Source organism: Aquimonas sp., from assembly GCF_044377145.1.
GTDB lineage: Bacteria > Pseudomonadota > Gammaproteobacteria > Xanthomonadales > Xanthomonadaceae > Aquimonas.
This window is the reverse complement of sequence record NZ_JBILJQ010000004.1, coordinates 83,076-106,522: the sequence shown is the minus strand read 5'-3', so window position 1 is coordinate 106,522 and position 23,447 is coordinate 83,076. Positions and strand designations below refer to the sequence as shown.

Here is a 23,447-nt window from a genome sequence, read left to right as displayed (position 1 = left end):
GCCGGGAGTCGGGAGTCGGGAGTCGGGAGTCGGGAGTCGGGAGTCGGGAGTCGGGAGTCGGGATTCGGGATTCGGGATTCGGGATTGGAACAGCCCGCCGCGGTCCCACCGGCTCTGAATCCCCAATCCCTAATCCCGCTTCAAGGCCACCATCGGCGCGGTGCGTGCAGCATCGCGGGCTGGCAGCCAGCTGGCCGCGGCGGCAGTCAGCGAAAGGATCAGGGTCGCGGTGATCAGGGTGGGCGGGTCGTAGCTTTCGACGCCGTACAGCAGGTTTCTCAGGTAGGGCGCGAGCAGCGCATACAGGCCCAGACCGGCGAGCATCCCGACGACGGCCAGCCCGACGCCGCGCGAGGCGACCAGCCGGATGATGTGGCCTGGGCCGGCACCGAGCGCGACCCGGATGCCGAACTCGCGGCCGCGCAGCGTCACCATGTAGGCCATCGCGCCGTACAGGCCGAGGTTGCCGAGCAGCAGGGTGATCAAGGCGGCGCCGCCCAGCAACTGCAGCATCAGCACCAGTTCGGCGATCGATGCGTCGACGATGCCCTGCAGTGAGTCGGCCCTGGACACCGGCACCGTCGGGTCGAGCTCGTGGGCGATCTTGCCGATTGCCGCGATCAGCGCAGCGGTGGATCCGGCGTCCTTCGACCTCACCAGCAGCGCCATGCTGCCCGGGGCGCCAGGTTCAAGTGCAGCGTCCATCGGGGCCAACGGTGGCCGGTACAGCGTCGCCACCGGTGCGGTAGCCAGCGCGCGATCGCGCACATCGCCGACCACACCCACCACCGTATAGGCCGGGCCCGTGGGGTCGAGGCGCAGCCGCTCGCCCAGCGCTGAACTGCCGTCGCTGCCGCCGAACAGCAGGGTCGCGGCGCCTTGGCTCAGCACGATGTTGGCGGCGTGCTCGTGCTCGCTGCGTACAAAGCCGCGCCCCGCCAGCACCGGAATCCGCAGGGCGCTGAAGTAGTCGTCGTCGACGATATTGATCGGCAGGGTGAACACGCGGCCGTCGCGCTCGACGCGCAACGTCTGTTGCAGCGGTTCGCCGCGGGCCAAAGGCAGGCGCGTGGCCAGACCGGCGGCCTCGACCGATGGCAGTTCGCGCACTCGCGCGCTCAGCGCCGAGTAGAAGGCGACGCTGCGCGCATCGTCGTACTTGGCGAACGGCAGCCCGGTCCACAGGGTGGTGACGCGATCGGCTTTGAAGCCCGGGTCAACTTCGTACAGGCCCTGCGCGGAGCGCAGCAGCAGTGCGGAGCCGGCGGTGATTGCGAGTGCGACCGCGAACTGGGCAGCGACCACGGCGGCCTGCAGTCGCGGCCCCGCGGTGCCGCTCCGCCGGGCCTGCCCGAGCCCGCTTTGCAGCCGAAGCTGCAGCAGCGGCAGTAGTGCGCAGACCAGGGCGCCGATCACCGCCAGCAGCACGGCAACGCCGAGACTGTTCCAGCCCAGGCCAAGTTCGGAGACGCGCGGAAGCCCCGCGGGGCTGAGCGCGACGAACAGGCGCACGCCGGCCCAGCTCAACAGCAGGGCGAGCGCGGCCGCTGCTGCGCTGAGCAGCAGCGATTCGGTCAGCGCGTGCGCGACTGCGCGCAGGCCGCGGGCGCCCAGTGCGCGACGTACCGCCAGCTCGGCGCGGCGAGTGTCGGCGCGGATCAGCATCAGATTGGCGACATTGGCCCAGGCGACGAGCAGTACCAAGCCCGCTGCTGCCGCGAGCAGCCACAGCGTCGGCGCCACACCGGTGGTGAGGTGCTCGCGCAGCGGCGTCACCACCGGCCTGAACTGCATCGTGTCCAGCCAGTCCCGGGTCGACCCGCCGGTCTGCAGACGCGGAAACTCCGTTGCGAGGTTCGGCAGCAGGGCTGCCAGCTCCTGTTGTGCTTGCGCGGGCGTCGCACCCGGCGCGAGGCGCGCCACGCCGGCGTAGACGAACTCGCCGACGCCAGCGGCCTCGTCGAAGCGCCCGGGCAGCCACATCCGCGTGTCGGCCCGCGGGAAAGCGAAGCCTGCGGGCATCACACCGACGATCTCGCGTCGCACGCTGTTGACCATGAGCGTCTTGCCCAGCGCGTCGGGCGCGGCATTGAACCGCGCGCGCCACTCGGCCTCGCTCAGGATCACCGCGCCCGGCCCATTGCGGTGGTACTCATCCTCGTTGAACACACGGCCAAGCAGTGGTGCCACGCCGAGCAGGGGCAAAGTGCCAGCGCCGACCCAGCTCACGCTCAAGCCCTCGGCGGGCGCGCTGCTGTTCTCATCCCAGACATTCGACTTGCCGTCGCCACCGCGATGGAATCCGACCGCTTCCAGCCGGCGTGCCGACCGTTGATAAAGCTCACGCAGCGCCGGCGGCTGACCCTGCCACTGCTGCTGCGGCGTCTCCCAGCCGATGCTGACCAGCCGATCCGGATCCTGATAAGGCAGCGGTGCCAGCAGCACGCCGTGCACGATCGAGAACATCGTGGTGGCGGCACCGATGCCCAGCGCGAGGATCAGGATCACCGTCAGCGCGAATACCGGCGTGCGCCGCAGGGATCGGAGGCTCTGACGAAGATTCATCCGCGCCGGGCGTGGGTGTGGATGCCGAGGGATGCAGCTGCGAGGCGTTCGTCGTGCGCAGGCAAGGGCGGCATGCGGCTTGCCACTGTCGAGGCGTCGGAAGCGGCGGGCGTGCGACCGGTGTCGCGGCTCATGCGTGGATCTCACTGCTACGCGCCGCAGCAATCGCCGCAATCCGCGCGCGCTGCAGCGCTTCACCGACCTGCGGACCCTTGAGCCCTGACAGATCGAGATCACGCGCTTGCACCGCCAGCGCGGCGCGGTGGCAGCGCGTGAGCAGCTCGCGGTTGGGGTAGGGCGCATCTTCGCTGCCGAGCCGGCCGCGCTTGTCGATCTCACAGACCCGGCCGATCTGGTCGATGCGCTCGGGTCGGCGGTAGCCGTCGCAGCGCTGGATCAGGGCCTCGATCTTGGAGGCGCGCATTTCATCCAGGCGATGAACATTCAGATGCTCGCGGCAGGCGTGCAGGGCCAGCTCGCGGAAGTGGGTCGGCACCTTCAAACGCGCGCTCACCGCCTCGATCGGCTCCAGCCCGCGTTCTTCGTGGCGGAGGTGCTTGGGCAGCTCTTCGCTCGGCGTCAGCGCCTTGCCAAGATCGTGCACCAGCACCGCGAACGCGATCTGCGCATCGCCGGGCGCCAGCTGTGCCGACTGCGTGAGACACAGCTCGATATGCAGACCGGTGTCGACCTCGGGGTGGTACTCGGCCCGCTGCGGCACGCCGTACAGGGCATCGACTTCCGGTAGCAGGCGAGCCAATGCGCCGCAGTCGCGCAGGCTGCGCAGCGCCGCCTCCGGGGCGGGTTCAGCAAGCGCGCGCTCGAGTTCCTTCCAGACCCGCTCCGGCACCAGGTGGTCGACTTCGCCGGCCGCCACCATCGAGCGCATCAAGGCCAGCGTTTCATCGGCGATGCGAAAGCCGAGCGGCGCGAATCGAGCCATGAAGCGGGCTACGCGCAGGATCCGCACCGGGTCTTCGGCGAACGCTGGCGACACATGGCGCAGCAGGCGCGCATCGAGATCGGCGCGGCCGCCGTAGGGGTCGATCAGGCGCCCGTCCGCCGCCTGTGCGATCGCATTGATGGTCAGGTCGCGACGCTGCAGGTCTTCTTCCAGGGTCACGCCTGGATCGGCATCGACCACGAAGCCGCGATAGCCGCGGCCTGATTTGCGCTCGGTGCGCGCGAGCGCGTACTCCTCGCCGCTGTCGGGATGCAGGAATACCGGGAAATCGGCGCCGACGGCCTTGAAGCCAAGCGCATGCATCTGCGCCGGATCGCAGCCGACGACGACCCAATCGCGGTCGCCCACGGGTCGGTCGAGCAGGGCATCGCGCACGGCGCCGCCAACGAGGTAGGTGTGTTCTGCGAGGTTTGGATCGGCCATGCCGTGCATGGTAGCGCCGTGCAGTCTGCGGCTCGCCTTGCCCACGCATGTCCGGATGCGGTGGCATCCCCCGTATCCCCCGCGCTGGCGGCTGTCAGCGCCAAGGAATTCTCGTTGACATGCTGTTCACCAAACGCCTACCGTGCCGTCACGCAAGCCCAATCCGCCACGGGGGTGTCGGATGAACGAGTCGCAGCCCGCGGGCGGCACTCCAGCCAGCTATCGGATCGCCATCATCGGTTCTGGCCCGGCCGGGCTGAGCGCGGCTGCGCGCGCCGCCGAGATCGATGCCGCCGAGCGCCCGGGGCAGCCGCCCAGCCACGTGCTGCTGGAGGCCTCCGCAGCGCATGCGCGCACCATCCAGCGCTACCAGAAAGGCAAGTTCGTGATGGCCGAGCCCGGCTTTCTCGATCTGCGCAGCCCGCTGCGTTTCCGCGCTGGTTCGCGCGAGGCGGTGCTGGATGCCTGGGCACGCGGGATCGAGGCCTTGGGCGTGAACGTCCGCTACGGCTCGGAAGTGACCGCGTTGCGCGGCGAGCGCGGCAGGTTCGAGATCGAGTTGAAGGACGGCGGCCGTGTGCGCGCCGAGCATGTGGTGCTGGCGATCGGCCTCGAAGGCCAGCCCAACCGGATCGGTGCGCCGGGCGAGGACTGCGGCATCGTCCACTACCAGCTCGATGACCCCGAGGCCTGGCAGAACGAAACCATCGTGGTAGTCGGCGCCGGTGACTCCGCAATCGAGAACGCACTCGGCCTGTCGCGCTTCAATGCCGTGCACATGGTCAACCGCCGCGAAGAATTCTCGCGCGCGAAAGAGGGCAATCTGAACGCGGTGCTGAAGGCGATCAACGACCGCGCGCTCGACTTCCACTGCCACTACCGCGCCTCGGTCGCCAGCATCGAACCACCCGCCGCCGACGGTCGCGGTGCGGTGGTGCTGAACACGCCCGATGGCCAGCGCCGGATCGAGTGCCACAAGGTGCTGGCGCGCCTGGGCGGCACGCCGCCGCGCAAGTTCCTGGAAGCCTGCGGCATGGCGTTTCCGAGCGATCGCCCGGATGCGCTGCCCACCCTCGATGCGCAGTACCAGTGCAGCGTGCCGGGCCTGTATGTGATCGGTTCGCTGGCCGGTTTCCCGCTGATCAAGCAGGCGATGAACCAGGGCCAGGATGTGGTCGACAGCATCCTCGGACGCGCGGTGCGGCCGGTCGATCACGTGCTGCTGGCGCTGCAGTTTGCCGGCTTGCCCTATGTGGCCGAGGTCGAGGAAATCCTGGCCCTGTATCAGCAGCGCATTCCGATGTTCCGGCGCATGAATGCGCTGGCCTTCCGCGAGCTGCTGATCGAGAGCCGGCTGATCGTCAGCGCCGGTGACGCCGACACCTTGAATGACGCCAACAAGCAGGTGCGCGCTGCAATCGAGCGTCGCCGTGCCGAACAGCGCGCGCGCCAGGCCGCGATGCTGGAGCAGATGCGTCGCGCCGGCGAGACGCCGTCTGAATCCGAAACCGCCGAGCCGCCCGAGCCGCGCGCCTCCGAGGTGCTGGCGGCCGGCAGCGTGCTGTTCCGCGAGGGCGAATACAGCAGCGGTTTCTACACCGTGCTCGAAGGCGAAGTGCGGCTGCGCTACGGCGACGCCACCGAGTACGTGCTGCAGCCCGGCCAGTTCTTCGGCGAGATGAGCCTGATCTCGGGTCGCCCGCGTGGCGGCGATGCCTTCATCGGTGCTGACACCATCGTCATCGAAACCCCGCGGCGGACGATGGTGAAGCTGCTGAACTCGAACGACGAAGTGCGCGCCGGTGTGGACTGGATCTTCATCGTCCGCGCGCTGCAGGCGCACTTCGCTCCAGCCCTGCCGGTGGCCGAGCTGCGCGCGGTGGCGCAGGCCGCCAAGGTGCATACCTTCAATGCTGGCGAGCCGCTGTACTCGCAGAACGAAACCGGCGACTGCCTGCATCTGGTGCGCAGCGGCACCGTCGCCCTGTTGCGCGATGGGGTTACGGTCGGCCATGTGCAAAGCGGCCAGCTGTGCGGGCAGATGGCCCTGATGGGCGACCCGGTCCGGCGCGAGACCGCGCGGGCTGCGGTGCGGGTGGAAACGATCCGTCTGGGCCGCGCCGAGTTTCTGGATCTGCTCAAGAAAGACCCGCAGCGGGTCGGCGCGCTGCAGGACGAAACCAGCGCCCAGCTGCGTCGTTTCTCGGTGCTGGAGGCCCTGCCCGAGGGGGGTGAGCTGGTCTCGTTCCTGATGGGCGAAGGTCTGGGCGAGGCCACCAATGCGCTGCTGATCGACGAGGCGCTCTGTGTCGGTTGCGACAACTGTGAGACGGCCTGCGCCGAGACCCATGCCGGCATCTCGCGGCTGGATCGGCATCGCGGCAAATCGTTCGCGGCGGTGCAGGTGCCGATCTCCTGCCGCCACTGCGAACACCCGCACTGCATGAAGGACTGCCCGGTCGATTCGATCCACCGCGCGCCCTCGGGCGAGGTCTTCATCGATGACCGCTGCATCGGCTGCGGCAACTGCCAGACCAACTGCCCCTATGGCGTGATCCGCATGGAGTACGCCGCTCCCGAAAAGCCCGGCCTGCTGTCCTGGCTGTTGATGGGTTTCGGCGCCGGCCCTGGCGAGGATCGCGCTGCCAAGCCCGACAAGCAGGCCAAGGCGGCCGGCAAGAAGGCGGTGAAATGCGACGCCTGCATGGGCATCGATGGCGGCCCGGCCTGCGTGCGCGCCTGCCCAACCGGTGCGGCGGTGCGGCTGGCGCCAGACGGCTTCACCGACCTGATCGCGAAGCGACTGAATGGCTAGCGGGCGCGCCAGTGGGGAGGCGTCGGGCAGCTTTCTGGGTCCGCGCGCGCGCCGCTACGGCTGGCTGGCGCTGGCCGTGTCAGGCGTATCGATCGCGATCTACGCCAGCCAGCCGGCGACCCTGCCGCCCAACGGCGGCAGCTGGCAGGGCTATGTGCTGGGCACCCTGGGCGCCGTGCTGATCGTGTGGCTGTCCCTTCTCGGAATTCGCAAGCGCAGCTACCGATCCAACCTGGGCAGCGTGCAGGGCTGGGTCGCTGCCCACGTGATGTTGGGCCTGGCCCTGGTGGTGGTGGCGACCCTGCACAGCGCGTTTCAACTTGGCTGGAATGTTCACAGCCTGGCCTATGTGCTGATGCTGGTGGTGATCCTGAGCGGCGTGTATGGCCTGTATGTCTACCTGCGTCTGCCGCGCCGGATCGCGGCGATCCACGCCGGCCGTCGCCGCGAGGACTGGCTGACCACGCTGAACCGCATCGATGCCGACATGCGTGCACAGGGCCAGCAGGCCGATGCGCTGACGTTGGCGGTGGTTGAAAGCGCGATCGACCGCACCACCCTCGGCGGCGGCGTGTGGGCACAGGTGCTGGGCCGCGACCACTCGAAGATGATCGACCCCGCGGCGCAGCCGGCGGGCTCGAAGATGCTCGCCAACCGCGGCCAGCAGAAGCTGCTCGACTACCTAGCCGGGCGCGTGCCGAAGGCGCGCAAGCGCGAGGAATCGGCCGCGCTGCAAAGCCTGCTCGGCCTGGCCGCGCAGCGTGCGCGGGCGCTGGAGGTGCTGCGCCGCAGCGTCGCCCTGCAGGCGCGCCTGCAGCTGTGGCTGTACCTGCATATTCCGCTCACCGTGGGCCTGCTGGCCGCGCTCACGGTGCACATCCTCACCGTCTTCCTCTACTGGTAGCGCGCCGTGCTTGTTCTGTTGCGCCGGGTGTATCGCGATCGCAAGGGGGCCGAAACCCTGCTTGAGGCCAGCCACGAGGGCGGGCTGATCACGCTGGGCCATCGCAACGACCAGACGCTGCAGCTGCACGACCCGCAGATCGCGCCCAGACATCTGACCATCAAGCCGTTGTCGGGCGGCCGCTTCAGCCTGCGTGCGGTCGGCGCTGCGAGCATGCAGCTCGACGGGGTCAGTGTGCGCACGGCGGTGCTGTCGCCGGGGCAGAAGGTGGAGCTCGGCGCGCAGGAGCTCGGCGTGATCTCCGCACCGGCCGGCTTCGGCGGCGCCCTGCAGCTGACCCAGATCGAACAGGCGCAGAACTTTGGCCCGGCCACGCACTTCCAGACCCGGCTCGACCAGACCGGCCTGCGCATGCGCGCCAACGCCTGGCTGCTGGTGTTGCTGGCGGCCCTCTTGCTGGGGCTGCCGCTGGCTGGATTCTTCAATCCGGCGCTCGGCGGCTGGCTGCGCGCGAATACGCCTCTGCTGTCGGATGCGGTCTGGAGCAGTGGGCCGCTGGCCAATGCCCACCACACGCTGGAGATCGATGTCGACTGCAATGGCTGCCATCTCAAGCTGTTCGAGACCACGCCGGACCGCGGCTGCCTCGGCTGCCACGAGGGCCAGAAAGGCCATGTCGATGTGACTGTGCATGCGGTTCCGCAGCTGGCCGACGCCCACTGCGCGAGCTGCCACAAGGAACACAACGAACCGGCGATGCTGGTGCGCGAGGACACCGGCCTATGCGTCGACTGTCATCGCGACCTGCAGCAGGTCGCCACCCATCAGAACGGCGGCAGCATGGCGCATCCGGTGCTGGGCTTCGAGCCGGGCCGGCACCCGGAGTTCCAGCTCGCCCTGCTGCGCTTCGATGCTGAGCTGAAGGCGTGGTCGACCGAGCGGGTGCGCCCTTCCGCCGATGTGGTGGCGTCGGAGAGCTCGAACCTGAAGTTCCCGCACGATGTGCATCTCGACTTCAAACGCGTGCAGGTGCGCGCCGAGGATCGCGCGCTCGGCTGCGCTGATTGCCACAGCCTGCTGAGCGATGGCGAGCATTTCCGGCCGATCACCATGGAAGCCAACTGCCGCAGCTGCCACGGGCTGGGTTTCGACGAAGAAGAGCCCGAGCGTCAGCTGCCGCATGCGCAGGTGCGCGCAGCCGTGCTGGCGCTGGAGGAGCACTACATCCGCCAGTTCGCCGACACCGCCAAGACGATCGAAGTGGGCCAGCGCAATCGGCGCCGGCCGGCGCGGGTCGATGTCGATCCGTGCCCGCAGGGCGCGCTGGCCTGTGGCCGCGAACGGGCCGAGATCGAGGCGCACAACCAGTTCACCCGCTCCGGCTGCGTCACCTGTCACGAGGTCAGCGAACACCCCGAGCGCGCGGTCTACGAACGCTGGCAGATTCTGCCGGTGCGACTGGTGTCGGATTTCTACCCGCAGGCACGTTTCGACCATATCGCCCACCTGACGCGTCGCGACACCCGCGCCGAAGATGACGCCACCTGCATCGGCTGCCATGCCGCCGATGTGTCAGGCGCCAGCAGCGATGTGCTGATGCCGGGCATCGACGGCTGCGTGACGTGTCACGGCGAGCAGCGCGGCAGCCAGAACGTGCAGCTGGACTGCACCGGCTGCCACGGTTTCCATCTGCCCGCGGGCACGCCGATGCAGGCGGTCGGGCCCTCGCCGCATGCCGCCTCAGCAGCAACCGCAGGAGTTGAGCAATGAACGCGATCAGGCGGTGGTGCGGAACGCGAGCCGATGGAGCGGGGCGGTGGCGTTTCGGCGCGGCGCCGCCGCTCGCGGTGTCGGTGGCCGTCGCATTGCTGGCTGTCTTCAGCACGGCTTCCAGCCTAGCCAATGAGGGCGCCAGCCTGCGTGGCATGGGACTGACGGAGCCCGCCGCCCGCAGCGGCAGCCGCAATGTCCAAGCCGCACCGCAGGCGCAGACCTGCGCCAGCTGCAGCGTCTCAGCCGGCATCGAAGCCTCGCAGACGCTCAGTGCCGAGGACGTCGGGCAAGTCATCGCCCAAGCGGTGGCGCAGGCGCGAGCAGCCAATGCGGTCGCCAGCATCGCCGTGGTCGATCGGGTCGGCAATGTGCTCGGCGTCTATGTGATGGCCGGTGCAGCGCGCGATGTGCGCGTGACCAGCACTCCAGCCGGCGCAACGGGTATCGACGGTGGCCTCGAAGGCATCGTGCTGCCGGCGGCCGTCGGCGGCCCGGCGCTGGCGGCGATCGCCAAGGCGATCACCGGTGCCTACCTGTCCAGCGGCGGCAATGCCTTCAGCACCCGCACCGCCAGCCAGATCGTGCAGCAGCATTTCAATCCGGGCGAGATCAATCAGCCCGGCGGCCCGCTGTTCGGCGTGCAGTTCAGCCAGCTGGCCTGTTCGGATTTCATGCGTCGCGCCAGCCTGATGCAGGCCAGCACCGGCCCCAAGCGCTCGCCGCTGGGGCTGTCGGCCGACCCGGGCGGCTTTCCGCTGTACAAGCAGGGCGTGCTGGTCGGCGGTGTCGGCATCAGCGCCGACGGTCTGTACACGCTGGATCCGAGCGTGGCCGATTTCGACAGCGATCTCGATGAACGGATCGCGCTCGCCGCGACCCAGGGCTTCAGCGCGCCGGCCGACATCCGCGCCGATCGCATCACCGTCGATGGCAAGGTGCTGCGCTTCGCCGATACGCGTACTGCCGAGCTGGCCGCGGGCGTCGGCAGCGCGCGCTTCGCTGCACTCACCCCGGGCGATGGGCAGCTGCTTGCGGTGCCGGGCTACGGCGGCGGCAGCCTGCGCGCCGGCACCGCGTTTGGGCAGGCCGAATCAGGCCTGCGCCTGGCGGCAGAAACCGAATTCGACAGCGCTGAGGCCCTGGTCTGGGTCGATGCCTTCGATGCACCGCGTCACCCGCCGCGCGCCGGCAGTGAGGCTGCGGCGGCGCTGAGCGCGGACGAGGTGCGCGGCCTGCTCGCCGAAGCGCTGAAAGTGGCCGATGCCAGCCGCGCGCAGATCCGTCGCCCGCTCGGCTCGAAGGCGCGGGTATCGATCGCCGTGGTCGACTCGCGCGGCGAGATCCTCGGCATGGTGCGCAGCCCGGATGCGCCTGTGTTCGGTGCCGATGTCTCGCTGCAGAAGGCGCGCTCGGCGGCGTTCATGTCCTCGCCGCAGGCGGCAGCCTTCATTGAGGGCCTGACCGAACCGACTGTACTGCTGGATGCCAACTTGAGCCCGCGCCGCAGCATCGACCTGCGCGCCACGCTGACGCCGTTGCGCGGCCTGCTGGGCGCGAATGCGCTGCGGGGCGAGACCGCATTCTCGGCGCGTGCGATTGGCAATCTGGCGCGGCCATTCTTCCCCGATGGTCTGCTGAACGCGCCGCCGGGCCCGCTGTCGGCGCCGCGCGGGCAGTGGAGCCCGTTCGCGACCGGCTTCCAGCTCGATCTGGTGCTGAACGGCATCGTCCAGCATGTGGCCTTCACCGCCGGGCTGCCGGGCTTCAGCAGCGACACGCCCGCCAACTGTGTGGGCGTGCAGCTGGGCGCAGGCAGCTCGGCTTCGCCGGGCGGCAATCTTGCGAACGGCCTGCAGATTTTCCCCGGCGGCTTGCCGGTGTATCGCGGCAGCCAATTGGTCGGCGCGGTGGGTGTGTCTGGCGATGGCATCGATCAGGACGACATGGTCGCCTTGCTGGCGGTGCACAACGTCAGCGCGCGTGGCGCCGGTATCGCCAATGCACAGACAGATCGACGAGCGGACCGGCTGAGCCCCGCCGGCGTGCGCCTGCGCTATGTGCAGTGTCCGTACAGCCCCTTCCTGGGCTCGGGCGCGCACAACGTGTGTGTGGACAGGTGAGCATGCCGATGAACAGACTGTCGTTCGGCGCGATCACCTGTCGCACCCGCGTATTCAACCGAGGCGCCAGCGTGCTCGCGCTGGCGCTGTTGAATGGCCTGCTCTCGTCGACACCAAGCTCCGCACAGGCGCCCGCTGTCGCGCCGGCCGCCGAGGCGCCGAAACCGAGCAGCAGCCGCACCCGCATGCCCGACTGCGCGCCGCTGAAGGCCGAGGACCTGCGCGTGCGCTCGCGGCGTCGGCCCGGCGATGCCGGCATCGACTGCGTGCCGACCTATGACGAGGCCGCCGACCCCGAGCTGCGACGGCAGCTGCGCGACGAATCACTGATCGAGCCGCGGGTGTATTCCGATGTGCCTTCACCCGCCCAGATCAAGGCCCCGGCCATCGTGCCGGTGCCCGACCGCTGGCGGATCGTGGATACGCTGTACGGCGACAACCGGCTCGACCCCTACAACCGCAATGTGCTGAAGGGTGACAAACCGGTCCGCAACGGCGACGAGTTTTTCTCGGTCACCGCGATTGCCGACACCGTGCTGCAAACCCAGCGCTCGCCGACGCCGGTCGGCTTCCAGAGCATCGACCGTCCGGACTCGAACGATGTATTCGGGCGTTCGCGGCAGGAGGTGTTCGCCGAAACCCTGCTGGTCGAACTGGTGTACCTGAAGGGCAATACCGTGTTCCGGCCGCCGGACTACGAGTTCCGCCTGACGCCGGCCTTCCAGTACAACCGCGTCGAGGTCGAAGAGACCCTGGCGCTGAACGTCGACCCGCGTCGTGGCCGGACCCGCAGCGACCGCCATTTCGGCCTGCAGGCGGCGTTCTACGACTACCACATCCGTGATGTGTCGGAGAACTACGACTTCGACAGCGTGCGGGTCGGTATCCAGCCGATCACTGCCGATTTCCGCGGATTCCTGTTCAACGATTCGCCGTTGGGCGTGCGCCTGTTCGGCACGCGCAAGAACAACATCTTCCAGTACAACCTCGGCCTGTTCCGGCGGCTGGAGAAAGACACCAACAGCGGCCTGAACGACCTCGGCGAATCGCCGCGCAAGGACGACGTGTTCATCGCCAACCTCTACTGGCAGGATCTGTTCAAGCTCGGCCTGAACTCGCAGTTCGCGCTGCTGCACAACCGCAACCGCGAGGACGGTGAGTTCTATTTCGATCGCAATGGCTTCATCGCCCGCCCGGCCAGCTTCGGCGACGAGCGGCCGCGCCGCTACGACGTCAGCTATCTCGGCTACAGCGTCGATGGCCATATCGACCGCCTCAACATCAGCGGCAGCACCTACTACGCATTCGGCCACGAGAAGAACGGCGCCTTCAGCAGCGAGCCGTCCGACATCCGCGCCGGCTTCGCCGCCGCCGAGCTGTCGATCGACTACTCCTGGATCCGCCCGCGCGTATCGCTGCTGTACGCGACCGGCGATTCCGACCCATTCGACAATCGTTCGGAGGGCTTCGACGCGATCTTCGAGAATCCGCTGTTTGCGGGCGCTGACACCAGCTACTGGATCCGCCAGAGCGTGCCGCTGATCGGCGGTGGCCGGGTCGCCCTGTCGGGCCGCAACGGCCTGCTGAACTCGCTGCGCTCCAGCAAGGAGCAGGGCCAGAGCAACTTCGTCAATCCCGGTCTTGGGCTGGTCGGCGCCGGAGTCGATCTGGACCTCACGCCCGAGCTGCGGCTGTCGTTCAATGCCAACGGCCTGTGGTTCGACGAAACCGCCGTGCTTGAGGTCGCCCGCCAGCAGGCGGACATCCCCAAGCACATCGGCACCGACGTGTCGGCCGCAGTGATCTGGCGGCCGTTCATGAGCCAGAACATCGTTATGCGCTTGTCCTATGCCTCGCTGCTGCCGGGCAGTGGCTACAAGGCGCTGTTCCCGGACCAGGGGCGACCGCATTCGCTGCTGGCCAATCTGATTCTGACTTACTGAAGGGGGCGATCATGATCGCGCAGCTATTCGCGGTGATGCGCTCCAAGGCCGCAGCTCTGACGCAGACCCGTCGCGCTTTCATAGGGTGGATCTTGACCCAGCCCGCATCCATAGGGTGGGTCTTGACCCACCGATCTCCCCACCCAGCCACCGCGCCCATTTGGGTGGTCCGGAGCGACTTGAACCGCGGCCAGACCTCAGCGGCGGTGGGTCAAGACCCACCCTATGGCCGGTTGGTGGGTCAAGACCCACCCTATGGCCGGTTGGTGGGTCAAGACCCAACCTATGGGCGATGGGGGTTTGCGGCGGTCCTCGCCCTTGCCTCCAGCCTCAGCTTCGCCGCTGGCGGCAACTACGAGGCGGTCGAACGCAGCGACCCGATGGGCGCGGCCGCGCCGGCCAGCCAGAGCGCCGAGCAGGCCGCGGCCAATAGCGCCGGCTGCCTGGGCTGCCACACCCAGACCGACATGCCGACCATGCACGACAACCCGGCGGTGAAGCTGGGCTGCGTCGACTGTCACGGCGGCAATGCGGCCGTGCAGGTCGCCACAGGTGCGGTGCAGGGGGATGCCGTCTACACCGCTGCGATGGAGCAGGCGCACGTGCTGCCGCGGTTTCCGGAGGCCTGGGACACCAGCGCCACACCCGAGCGCACCTACACCCTGCTGAATGCGGAGCGCCCGGAGTTCGTGCGCTTCATCAATCCCTCCGACTATCGCGTCAATGAGCTCGCCTGCGGTGCCTGCCATCAGCCGGTGATCGACGCGGCGCGACGCAGCCTGATGGCGACCGGGGCGATGTTCTGGGCAGGTGCGGCGTACAACAACGGCATCCTGCCGTTCAAGCAATCCATTCTGGGCGAGGCCTATACCGACGACGGCCACCCCGGCAGCGTGCTGGCACCGATCCCGCCCACGCCCGAGATGAAATCGCGCGGCATTCTGGCCGAGCTGCTGCCGCTGCCGGCCTTCGAGACGATCAAGCCGGGTGACAACTTCCGCGTGTTCGAGCGTGGCGGTCGCAACATCCTCAGCCTGTTCCCTGAAACCGGGGTTCCGAACATCGCCGGCAACATCCAGCGTCTGGAAGAGCCGGGCCGGCCGGACATCCGCCAATCCAATCGTGGCCCCGGCACCGGTGCGCGGATTTCGGTTCCGGTGCTGAACATGCACAAGACCCGGCTGAACGACCCGATGATGTGGTTCGCCGGCACCAACGATCAGCCGGGCGACTATCGCCATTCCGGCTGCGCGTCCTGCCATGTGGTGTACGCCAACGATCGCGACCCGCGCCACTCCGGGCCGTATGCGATGCACGGCCATGCCGGCACCAGCGCCAGTGTCGATCCGACCATTCCGAAGGATCGCTCCGGCCACCCGCTCAAGCACGGCTTCACCCGCGCGATTCCGAGCAGCCAGTGCATGGTCTGCCACATGCACCAGCCGAACATGTTCATGAACACCTTCCTCGGCTACACCATGTGGGACTACGAGTCCGATGCGCCGCACATGTGGCCGGAACAGCAGCAGTATCCGGACGCCGGGCAGATGCGCGCGGTGCTGGAGCGCAATCCCGAGGGCGCGGCGCCGCGCGGCAAATGGGGCGACATCGATTTCCTGGCCCAGGTCTGGGACATGAACCCGCAGCTCTCCGACACCCAGTTCGCGGACTACCACGGCCACGGCTGGAATTTCCGCGGCGTCTACAAGCGCGACCGCGACGGCAACCTGCTGGATGCCGAGGGCGCGCAGGTGGCGAACGACGACCCGGAGAAGTTCAAGAAAGCGGTGCACCTGTCCTCGATCCATGTCGATGTCGGCATGCACTGCGTCGACTGTCATTTCAGCAGCGACTCGCACGGCAATGGGCACATCGGTGGCGAAGTGGCGCTGGCGGTCGAGGTCGGCTGCAAGGACTGCCATGGCGATGCCACGACCTATCCGAGCCTGTACACCTCAAATCCGGCGGCGCTCGACGGCGGTCAGGACCTGCGCCTGCTGCGCACGCCCGATGGCCGCCGCCGCTTCGAGTGGATCGGCGACACGCTGTTCCAGCGCTCGATGATGGATCCCGAGCTCGAATGGGAGATGAGCCTGGTGCGCGACAGCGTCACCCCGGGCAATGCGCACTACAACGCCAAGGCGGCGCGCGCGAAGACAGTCGGCTCCGATACTGAAACCCAGGCCTTCGGCCCCGATGTCGACCCGGCCACCTATGCGCACAGCTCCGAGAAGATGGAGTGCTACGCCTGCCACACCAGCTGGACCACGACCTGCGGCGGCTGCCACCTGCCGGTCGAGGCCAACTGGAAGACCGAGCGCCACCACTACGAGGGCGGCGCGACGCGCAACTACGCCACCTACAACCCGCAGGTCGCACGCGATGAGGTCTTCATGCTCGGCCGCCACAGCCCGGCCAAGGGCGGCAAGATCGCGCCGGTGCGCAGCTCCTCGGCCTTGGTGCTGTCGTCGACCAATTCGAGCCGCGAACGCATCTATGTGCAGCAGCCGCCGATCGCGGCCAGCGGCTTCAGCTCGCAGGCGATGAACCCGCACTACCCGCACACCGAGCGCAAGACCGAAACCCGTGTCTGCAGCGACTGCCATCTGTCGGCCGATGGCGACAACAACGCGATCCTGGCGCAGACGCTGATGCTCGGCACCAAGTTCATCGATTTCGTCGGCTACCACGCCTACGTCGGCGGGGCCGGCGAAGTGGCCGCGGTGCAGGTCACCGAATGGGACGAGCCGCAGGCGGTGATCGGCAGCTACCTGCATCGCTACGCCTACCCGGACTGGTTCAGGGAGCACCAGCAGCGCGAGCGCGAACTGCAGACCGGGCATCGCCATCGTTCGGGCGAGGTCGGCTGCGTGCAGCTGCGCGGCGAGTATCTGTATGCCGCGGCCGGCGACGAAGGTCTTCGGGTGTACGACGTCGCCAACATCGCGAACAAGGGCTACAGCCAACGGATCGTCACCGCGCCGTTCAGCCCGCTGGGGCAGGGCACGCGAGTGAAGTCCGAGAACGCCACCTGCCTGCATCTGGTCACCACCCAGCCGGTGCACCCGGAGCGCAATCAGGGCGATCTCATGCGCGTGGACAACCTCGAACAGCCCTTCCATCCGATCTACAACTATGCGCTGGTGACTGACGCGGTCGAGGGTTTGATCCTGGTCGACGTCAATACGCTGGCCGATGCCGAGCCGCGCAACAACGACCTGAGCCGCGCACTGACCTGGAACCCGGACGGCGTGCTCGATGGTGCGCGGCATATCGAAATGGCCGGCTACCGTGCCTACATCAGCACGCCGCGCGGGGTGGTGGTGGTGAATCTCGATACACCACTGCACCCGCGGGTGGAGGCGCAGATCGCGTTGCCCGGCGCGCGTGCGGCGGCGGTGCAGTTCCGCTACCTGTTCGTGGTCGACGATGCCGGCCTGAAGGCGGTCGATGTCACCGACCCGGCCCGGCCGCGGGTGGTCGACAACAACACCCTCGCGTTCAAGGACGCCCGCCGCGTGTTCGTGGTGCGCGACTACGCCTACGTGGCGGCCGCCGATGAAGGCCTGGTGCTGGTGGATATCCGCCGGCCCGAGGCGATGCGCGAGTACCAGCGGCTCGGCGCGGCCGAGGGCATCGCCGACGCCCGCGACGTGGTGGTGGCCACCACCAATGCCTCGCTGTTCGCCTATGTCGCCGACGGCCGCGAGGGCCTGAAGGTGCTGCAGCTGACGTCGCCGGCCTCGCAACCGAACTTCTACGGTTTCTCGCCGGCACCGAAGCCCGAATTGATCGCGCACTATCCGACCCGCCGCCCTGCCTTGAGTCTGTCGCGGGCATTGGAGCGCGACCGCGGCGTGGATGAAACCGGCGGCCAGGTGGCGGTGTTCGGCCGTCGCGGTGCGCGTCCGCTCAATCTCGAAGAAATGCAGCGCCTGTATCTGAACGCCAACGGGGAGCCTTGGTATGTCCATGACCAATTGCCGGAATAAGCGCGCCGCGCTGGGACTGCTGGCGCTGTTGGCAAGCGCGGGTGCACTGGCGCAGCCGGTGGAGGCGCCGCTCAGCCATCAACACCTCGGCCCGGCGACCTGCGCCAGCAGCGCCTGCCACGGCCGGGTGGTGGCGGATGAGAACGCGCGGGTGCGGCTGGACGAGTACCGCCTGTGGTCCCGCGAGGATCGACACGCGCGGGCCTATCAGACCCTGCTCAGCGCCGAATCGCAGGCGATCGCGCGCAAGCTCGGCATTGGCCCTGCCCACGAGGCCAAGGCCTGCCTGGACTGCCACGCTGACAACGTCGCCGAAGCCCAGCGCGGGCCGAAATTCCAGCTCTCCGATGGCGTCGGCTGCGAAGCCTGCCACGGCGGCGCGGAAGGCTGGATCGCCTCGCATGCCGAAGCCGGCGTGTCCCACGCCGACAATGTCGAGAAAGGTTTGAACCGGACCGAAGATGCCGGCGTGCGCGCCGAGCTGTGCCTGTCGTGTCACTACGGCAACAGCGAGAAGTTTGCCGGCCACGACATGATGGCGGCGGGCCATCCGCGGCTGTCGTTTGAACTGGTGGCTTTCACCGCCAACCAGCCGGCGCACTTCGACATTGACGAGGACTACCTCGAGCGCAAGGGTGCGCACAGCGCGGTGAGTCTGTGGGTGCAGGGGCTGGCGCACGGAGTCAAAGCGCAGACCGCCCTGCTGCGCAGCCCGCGCTTCGTGCGCGGTGGGCTGTTCCCCGAATTGGCCGCGTTCGACTGCCACGCCTGTCACCACCCGATGGACGATCGCCGTGACGGCCAGACGGCCGTGCACGCCGGGCTCGCGCAGGGGGCGGTGCGGCTGAACGACAGCAGTGCGCTGCTGCTGATCGCCGCGCTGGAGGTGATGAACCCGCCGCAGGCGCAGAGCTTCAAGCGCGAGCTCAACGCTCTGCATCGCGCGACCGGCGGCGGCTTGACGGCGATCCAGACCGTTGCCGCGCGCATGGACAGTCAGATGGACGCGGTGGTCGCCGGTCTTTCAGGACGCAGCTTCGCACCGGAGGATCTGCGTCGCCTGCGCAGCGCCCTGCTGCGCCGTGCTGCGGGCGGCGAGTATCGCGACTTCGCCGCCGCCGAGCAGGCCTATCTGGCAGTGGAGACGCTCTGCATCGAACTGGGCGAGGGCGAGTCGCTGAAACCCCAGCTCGATCAGCTGTTCGCCAGCCTGGAGGATGAGCACCGCTTCCGCGCGGCGCGCTTTGCGAGCGCGGCGGCCAAGCTGCCGGGCACGCGTTGACCGCTGCTGCGGGTGCATCGCGCGCCGCAGCACCCTCAGCACCCGCAGCGTCCCGAGCGATTGAGCGATTGAGCCAACCGTTCCACAGGCGTGTTCCTGACGGGCGACGTCGCCATCGAATGCTTTGCCCTTGGCTCGCCGGCCAGCGAGAATGCGCGCATACGGATGTGCGAAGGGAAATGCGACATGAGCGTTGAATCCAGCGGCTTCAAGCTTCGCGCCGAAGCCGACGGCACCGAGACACCGGTACGCAGCGGCATGACGGTGGGCCGCGGCGATGACTGCGATCTGGTGATCAAGCTCGGCGTGGTGTCGCGCCAGCACGCCCGCTTCAAGCTGGTCGACAACGCGCTGTGGGTCGAAGACCTGGGCTCGACCAATGGCACCACGGTCAATGGCGAGGCGGTGACCAGCGCGACCCGCGTCAAGCCCTCGGACATCATCTGTTTTGACGATGTCGCCTATCTGGTGCTGGCGGCCGGCGCGGCCTCTGCCGTTGCAGCCGCGCCTGAGCGCGAGCGTGATCGCACCGTCGTGGGCGCGCGGCTACCGCCACCGGCTGATGCAGCACTGAAAACCGTGCAGTCCGCCATGCCGGCACGCGCGCCCGCCGACGCGCCCGTTCTGCTGCCGCCAGCGCCCGCGGTGCCGTTGCCCGCGCAGCCGCGTCGGCCTGCATCCGAGCCGATCAGCGCGCCCGGCATTCCGCTGAGCTGGGCGGAATCCGACCGCCTGGAAGCGGCCTCGCATACGCAGGCACTGCCGGCCCTGTTGCGCCAGATCAGCCAGAAGACCGGTGACACCGAGGGTTTGATCGAGGCTGCGCGCGCGCATTGCCCCGTCCGACAGCCGCGTCTGATCGGCCTGAATCACGCCGTCGCCGGCGAGATCTTCGGGCTTGATGTCGGTGCCGGCAATCGCAAGTGGGAGTTGGGCCGCGATGCCGGTGCCGATATCCGCATCCTCGACGAAAGCGTGTCCGGCCGGCATGCCCAACTGGTGCTTGAGGATGGCCGCTGGAAAGTGGTCAACCTGATGTCGGTCAATGGCACCTTCGTCAATGGCCGCAAAGTGCTCAGCGCGTACCTCAAGACCACCGACAAGATCCGTCTGGGCAACGTCGAGCTGGCCTTTGATGCGGGCGTGGGGGGAAGCGCGTCGCAGTCAAACACATCGAGCGGAGGCGGACTATGGTCGCGTTTGCGCGGCGCACTTCTGCGCTTGTTCGGACGTAGCTGACGCAGCGATGCTCCGGTTTCGGAAGCTTGGTGCTCAGCGCAGCGAAGCTCGGCTCCGATAGGTTGGTGCCGAGCGCAGCGAGGCCCAACATCGCCCGCTTCAAGGATCGGCAAGCGCTGAAGTCTGCGATGTTGGGCCGCGCTGCGCTTGGCCCAACCTACAGAAAGGCCGCTTGGCCCTACCTACAGACGGGCCGCTCCGCGCAGGCCACAGGATGGACGTTACGCCCAAGCGGCGAATGCAAGGCTGCGTTCAACGCGCCACAGGTGCCGTGAGCGAGCGCGGCTCACGCAGCGCGCGGTGGCAGTGTGCGCTGAGGTCCGCAGACCCTACGCCAGCGTGTGTGCCGGCGGCCCATATGCGTCACCTGCATTGGTCCTGCCGAGGCGGAGCGCCTATCCTTCGGGGCTCGTCTTTCCCGGAGCCTTCGCGATGTTCTTCGAGCTGCAGCCTGCCCCCGCCGATCCTATCCTCAGCCTGATGGCCGCGTTCCGTGCCGACCCGCGGCCGCACAAGATCGACCTGGGCGTTGGCGTGTACAAGGATGAGGTCGGGCACACGCCGGTACTGGCCTGCGTAAAGCGCGCCGAAGCGCGCCGCAGCGAGCGCGAGGACAGCAAGACCTATATCGGCATGGCCGGTGATCCCGGCTTCAACGCTGCGCTCGAAAGGCTCGCCCTGGGCGATGTGCCTGCGCTCGCTGAGGGCCGCGTTGCAACCGCGCACACGCCCGGTGGCACCGGTGCGCTGCGAATGGCGGCGGAGTTGATCAAGCGCGCTCGGCCGGATGCCACGGTGTGGGTCAGCGACCCGACCTGGGGCAACCATCCCTCGGTGTTCAAGGCCGCCGGCCTGAAGGTGCGCGAGTACTCGTACTACGACGCCGCCACCCAGTCTTTGCGCGCCGAGGCGATGCTGGCGGCATTGACCGAGGTGCCGGCTGGCGATGTGGTTCTGCTGCATGCCTGCTGCCACAACCCGAGCGGTGTCGATCTTGAGCCGCAGCACTGGGAGGCGGTGGCACAGCTGGCCGAACGGCAGGGCTTTCTGTGTTTCGTCGACATGGCCTACCAGGGCTTCAGCACCGATCTCGACAGCGATGCATTCGGGCCGCGCCTGCTGGCTCAGCGTCTGCCAGAACTGCTGCTGGCGACCTCATGCTCGAAGAACTTCGGTCTGTATCGCGAGCGCATCGGTGCACTCAGCGTGATCGGCCACAGCGCCGCCCAGACCCAGGCCACCTTCTCGCAGCTGCTGTCGGCGATCCGCAACGTGTACTCGATGCCGCCGGCGCACGGCGCGATCCTCGTTCGCGAGATTCTCGACGACCCCGAGCTGCGCGCGCAGTGGCTGCAGGAACTGGCCGACATGCGCGGCCGCATCAATCACTACCGCGGCCTGATGGTCGAGCACCTCGCCGCTGCGGGCGTGCCGCGCGATTTCAGCTTCATCGAACGCCAGCGCGGCATGTTCAGCTTCCTCGGCATCAGCTCCGAGCAGGTCGAGCGCCTGAAGACCGAGCACGCGATCTACATGGTCGGCAGCAGCCGCATGAACATCGCGGGCTTGTCCGAGGCCAACATCGGGCATTTCGCGCAGGCGCTCAGAGCGGTGCTTTGATTGAGAGCCGGGATTTGGGATACGGGATTCGGGATTCGCAGCCGGCGGGATGAAGGTCGCCGGACGGCCGTTTTGCAGGTGTGCCGCGGCGGGAAGCAAAGACGCGGACCTGATACGGGTATCGGGGAGCCAGCCTTCGGACGAATCCCCAATCCCGAATCACGAATCCCGGCCCTCAAGGCCTCCCCGACGCCCCGCGATACCGATCAAGGCGCGCCTGCTTGCCCTGTGGAAACAGGATTTGCGGGATCACCGCCTCGATCGGGGTCTTGTCGAGCTTCAATCGATACAGGCCGTCGATACCGCCGACCGAATCGAGCTTCAGCGAAAGGAAATTGTCGGTCGAAAACGGCTTGCCGGGCACGAAGTCCATGATCAGCGCCTGCAGGCGACCCAGTGAGTCGGGCAGCGGGATCACCAGCCGTCGCAGATGCATGCAGCGCGCGGTGTAGCGCACGATCTCGGCGAGGCTCAGCACCTCGGGGCCGTAGAGTTCGAACACCTGGTTGTGCGCGGTGCTATCGTTCAGGGTCTTTACCATCGCGGCGACCACGTCCCCGACGTAGACCGGTGCGAACTTCGTTGAAGCCCGCGCCAGCGGCAACACGGGCGCAATCGCCAACAGGCTCTTGAAGCGGCCGAACAGGCCGTCGCCGGGGCCAAAAATCACCGACGGCTGATAGATCGTCCAGTCCAACCCGGAAGCTTTGACCGCGGTTTCGGCTTCGCCGCGGGTCTTCAGATAGTGGCTTTCGCCGCGGCCGGCATTCAGCGCGCTCATCTGCAGCAGCCGGCGCACGCCCGCGGCTTTGCAGGCGGCGATCACGTGCTGGGTCAACTCGACGTGCGCGCGCCGAAAGCCGCCGCCGCCGAAGCCCTTCTCGTTGAGGATGCCCACCAGGTTGATCACCGCATCGGCGCCGCGCACGGCGGCTGCGAGCGCTGCGGCATCGTAAACATCGACCGCGGCGAGTTTGACGCTCGGCAGTACGCTGAGCTCGGGCTTGGTCGCTGGATTGCGACTGAGCACGGTGAGCTGATGGCCGAGGCCGGACAGGCGCGGGATCAGGTGGCTGCCGACGAAGCCGGTGCCGCCGAGGACGACGATGTTCATGAACGGACAATCCGGTGGCGGGCCGCCGAGGCGGCCGAGGTCGAAGAACGCGCAAGCGTAGCAGTGCCGGGGTGAGCTGGGGCCCAAAGCGGCACCGGCAGACCGACAAGGGCCCGCCGAATCAGATTCCCAACCCCGGTGAACGTCGCTCCCAGTTGGAACGACTCTGCCGCCAGATCTCGATCCGCTCCGATTCGAAGGGCGGCGGCAGCTGTCCCGGGCCGTCTTTGTGAGCCCCCAGGCGCACCGCCAACTGTTGCGACGGCGCGTTGTCGGGATCAATGCAATGAATGACCTCATCCCAGCCCAGGGTGGCGAAGGCCCAGTCGATGGCGGCCTGCGCCGCCTCGTGCGCATAGCCCTTGCCCTGATGCTCAGTCAGCAGGCCCCAACCAACCTCGGTGCCCGGCCAGCCCTCCGGTTGCCAGGGGCCGACTCTGCCGAGCCATTCTCCGCTGGCGCGTTCGATCACCGAGAACATCCCGAAGCCCTGGATCTGCCAGGCCCCGACCGTTGTCAGAAAACCGCGCCACGCAGAAGCGCGTGGCTGCGCGCCGCCGACGAAGCGCGCGGACGCAGGATCTGCCATAAAGCGGGCCCAGGCGTCGAAGTCGGCACCGAGCGGCGGGCGTAGCAGCAGGCGAGGCGTGATGATTTCAGGCATGGCAATTGATCGGTTGGGGGATAGCCGGT

The 23,447-nt window shown here is 68.0% G+C and carries 13 protein-coding genes; 9 read left to right on the top strand and 4 right to left on the bottom strand.

The genetic code is table 11. From position 1 onward, the window contains the following. Positions 1 to 129: 129 nt before the first annotated feature. Positions 130 to 2,565, bottom strand: coding sequence for an ADOP family duplicated permease (locus tag ACIQ7H_RS02840; protein WP_395788170.1), 2,436 nt, complete (start codon positions 2,563 to 2,565; stop codon positions 130 to 132). A gap of 130 nt (positions 2,566 to 2,695) precedes the next feature. Next, complete coding sequence (locus tag ACIQ7H_RS02835) at positions 2,696 to 3,952, bottom strand: multifunctional CCA addition/repair protein (RefSeq protein ID WP_395788212.1); 1,257 nt, start codon at positions 3,950 to 3,952, stop codon at positions 2,696 to 2,698. Between the two features lie 181 nt (positions 3,953 to 4,133). On the opposite strand from ACIQ7H_RS02835, the gene ACIQ7H_RS02830 reads away from it, so the two are divergent. From ACIQ7H_RS02830 to ACIQ7H_RS02790, 9 genes are all read left to right on the top strand, one after another. Then, positions 4,134 to 6,767 (top strand): cyclic nucleotide-binding domain-containing protein, encoded by a 2,634-nt coding sequence (locus ACIQ7H_RS02830; protein ID WP_395788168.1) that lies wholly within the window; start codon positions 4,134 to 4,136, stop codon positions 6,765 to 6,767. Continuing rightward, positions 6,760 to 7,671 carry a hypothetical protein gene (locus ACIQ7H_RS02825; RefSeq protein WP_395788166.1) on the top strand — a complete coding sequence of 304 codons (912 nt, stop codon included), beginning with the start codon at positions 6,760 to 6,762 and terminating at the stop codon, positions 7,669 to 7,671. The genes ACIQ7H_RS02830 and ACIQ7H_RS02825 overlap by 8 nt, the downstream gene beginning before the upstream one ends. A gap of 6 nt (positions 7,672 to 7,677) precedes the next feature. Next, the gene (locus ACIQ7H_RS02820; RefSeq protein ID WP_395788164.1) at positions 7,678 to 9,441 is read left to right on the top strand and encodes a cytochrome c3 family protein; all 1,764 of its coding nucleotides are present in this window, start codon (positions 7,678 to 7,680) and stop codon (positions 9,439 to 9,441) included. Then, positions 9,438 to 11,564, top strand: a complete 2,127-nt coding sequence (locus ACIQ7H_RS02815; protein WP_395788162.1) for a heme-binding protein — start codon at positions 9,438 to 9,440, stop codon at positions 11,562 to 11,564. The genes ACIQ7H_RS02820 and ACIQ7H_RS02815 overlap by 4 nt, the downstream gene beginning before the upstream one ends. 8 nt (positions 11,565 to 11,572) lie before the next feature. Further along, the gene (locus tag ACIQ7H_RS02810) at positions 11,573 to 13,507 is read left to right on the top strand and encodes a hypothetical protein (protein WP_395788160.1); all 1,935 of its coding nucleotides are present in this window, start codon (positions 11,573 to 11,575) and stop codon (positions 13,505 to 13,507) included. 179 nt (positions 13,508 to 13,686) lie between these two features. Beyond that, positions 13,687 to 17,499 carry a hypothetical protein gene (locus ACIQ7H_RS02805; RefSeq protein WP_395788158.1) on the top strand — a complete coding sequence of 1,271 codons (3,813 nt, stop codon included), beginning with the start codon at positions 13,687 to 13,689 and terminating at the stop codon, positions 17,497 to 17,499. After that, positions 17,474 to 18,781 carry a multiheme c-type cytochrome gene (locus tag ACIQ7H_RS02800; protein WP_395788156.1) on the top strand — a complete coding sequence of 436 codons (1,308 nt, stop codon included), beginning with the start codon at positions 17,474 to 17,476 and terminating at the stop codon, positions 18,779 to 18,781. The genes ACIQ7H_RS02805 and ACIQ7H_RS02800 overlap by 26 nt, the downstream gene beginning before the upstream one ends. 186 nt (positions 18,782 to 18,967) lie before the next feature. Beyond that, the gene (locus tag ACIQ7H_RS02795) at positions 18,968 to 20,020 is read left to right on the top strand and encodes an FHA domain-containing protein (RefSeq protein ID WP_395788154.1); all 1,053 of its coding nucleotides are present in this window, start codon (positions 18,968 to 18,970) and stop codon (positions 20,018 to 20,020) included. A gap of 432 nt (positions 20,021 to 20,452) precedes the next feature. Continuing rightward, entirely contained in the window at positions 20,453 to 21,640 is a 1,188-nt protein-coding gene (locus ACIQ7H_RS02790; protein WP_395788152.1) for an aromatic amino acid transaminase, read from the top strand. A gap of 175 nt (positions 21,641 to 21,815) precedes the next feature. Here the strand turns inward: ACIQ7H_RS02790 and ACIQ7H_RS02785 are convergent, their stop codons facing one another. Together ACIQ7H_RS02785 and ACIQ7H_RS02780 are read right to left on the bottom strand one after the other, a co-directional pair. Continuing rightward, entirely contained in the window at positions 21,816 to 22,754 is a 939-nt protein-coding gene (locus tag ACIQ7H_RS02785; protein ID WP_395788150.1) for a complex I NDUFA9 subunit family protein, read from the bottom strand. Positions 22,755 to 22,875: 121 nt separating this feature from the next. Then, entirely contained in the window at positions 22,876 to 23,418 is a 543-nt protein-coding gene (locus ACIQ7H_RS02780; RefSeq protein WP_395788148.1) for a GNAT family N-acetyltransferase, read from the bottom strand. Between the last annotated feature and the right edge of the window lie 29 nt (positions 23,419 to 23,447).

What these genes read in the sequence shown, in the direction of transcription:
- ACIQ7H_RS02840 (WP_395788170.1), bottom strand. Translation starts at nt 2,565, where the DNA reads ATGAATCTTCGTCAGAGCCTCCGATCCCTGCGGCGCACGCCGGTATTC.
- ACIQ7H_RS02835 (WP_395788212.1), bottom strand. Translation starts at nt 3,952, where the DNA reads ATGGCCGATCCAAACCTCGCAGAACACACCTACCTCGTTGGCGGCGCC.
- ACIQ7H_RS02830 (WP_395788168.1), top strand. Translation starts at nt 4,134, where the DNA reads ATGAACGAGTCGCAGCCCGCGGGCGGCACTCCAGCCAGCTATCGGATC.
- ACIQ7H_RS02825 (WP_395788166.1), top strand. Translation starts at nt 6,760, where the DNA reads ATGGCTAGCGGGCGCGCCAGTGGGGAGGCGTCGGGCAGCTTTCTGGGT.
- ACIQ7H_RS02815 (WP_395788162.1), top strand. Translation starts at nt 9,438, where the DNA reads ATGAACGCGATCAGGCGGTGGTGCGGAACGCGAGCCGATGGAGCGGGG.
- ACIQ7H_RS02810 (WP_395788160.1), top strand. Translation starts at nt 11,573, where the DNA reads ATGAACAGACTGTCGTTCGGCGCGATCACCTGTCGCACCCGCGTATTC.
- ACIQ7H_RS02800 (WP_395788156.1), top strand. Translation starts at nt 17,474, where the DNA reads ATGTCCATGACCAATTGCCGGAATAAGCGCGCCGCGCTGGGACTGCTG.
- ACIQ7H_RS02795 (WP_395788154.1), top strand. Translation starts at nt 18,968, where the DNA reads ATGAGCGTTGAATCCAGCGGCTTCAAGCTTCGCGCCGAAGCCGACGGC.
- ACIQ7H_RS02790 (WP_395788152.1), top strand. Translation starts at nt 20,453, where the DNA reads ATGTTCTTCGAGCTGCAGCCTGCCCCCGCCGATCCTATCCTCAGCCTG.
- ACIQ7H_RS02785 (WP_395788150.1), bottom strand. Translation starts at nt 22,754, where the DNA reads ATGAACATCGTCGTCCTCGGCGGCACCGGCTTCGTCGGCAGCCACCTG.
- ACIQ7H_RS02780 (WP_395788148.1), bottom strand. Translation starts at nt 23,418, where the DNA reads ATGCCTGAAATCATCACGCCTCGCCTGCTGCTACGCCCGCCGCTCGGT.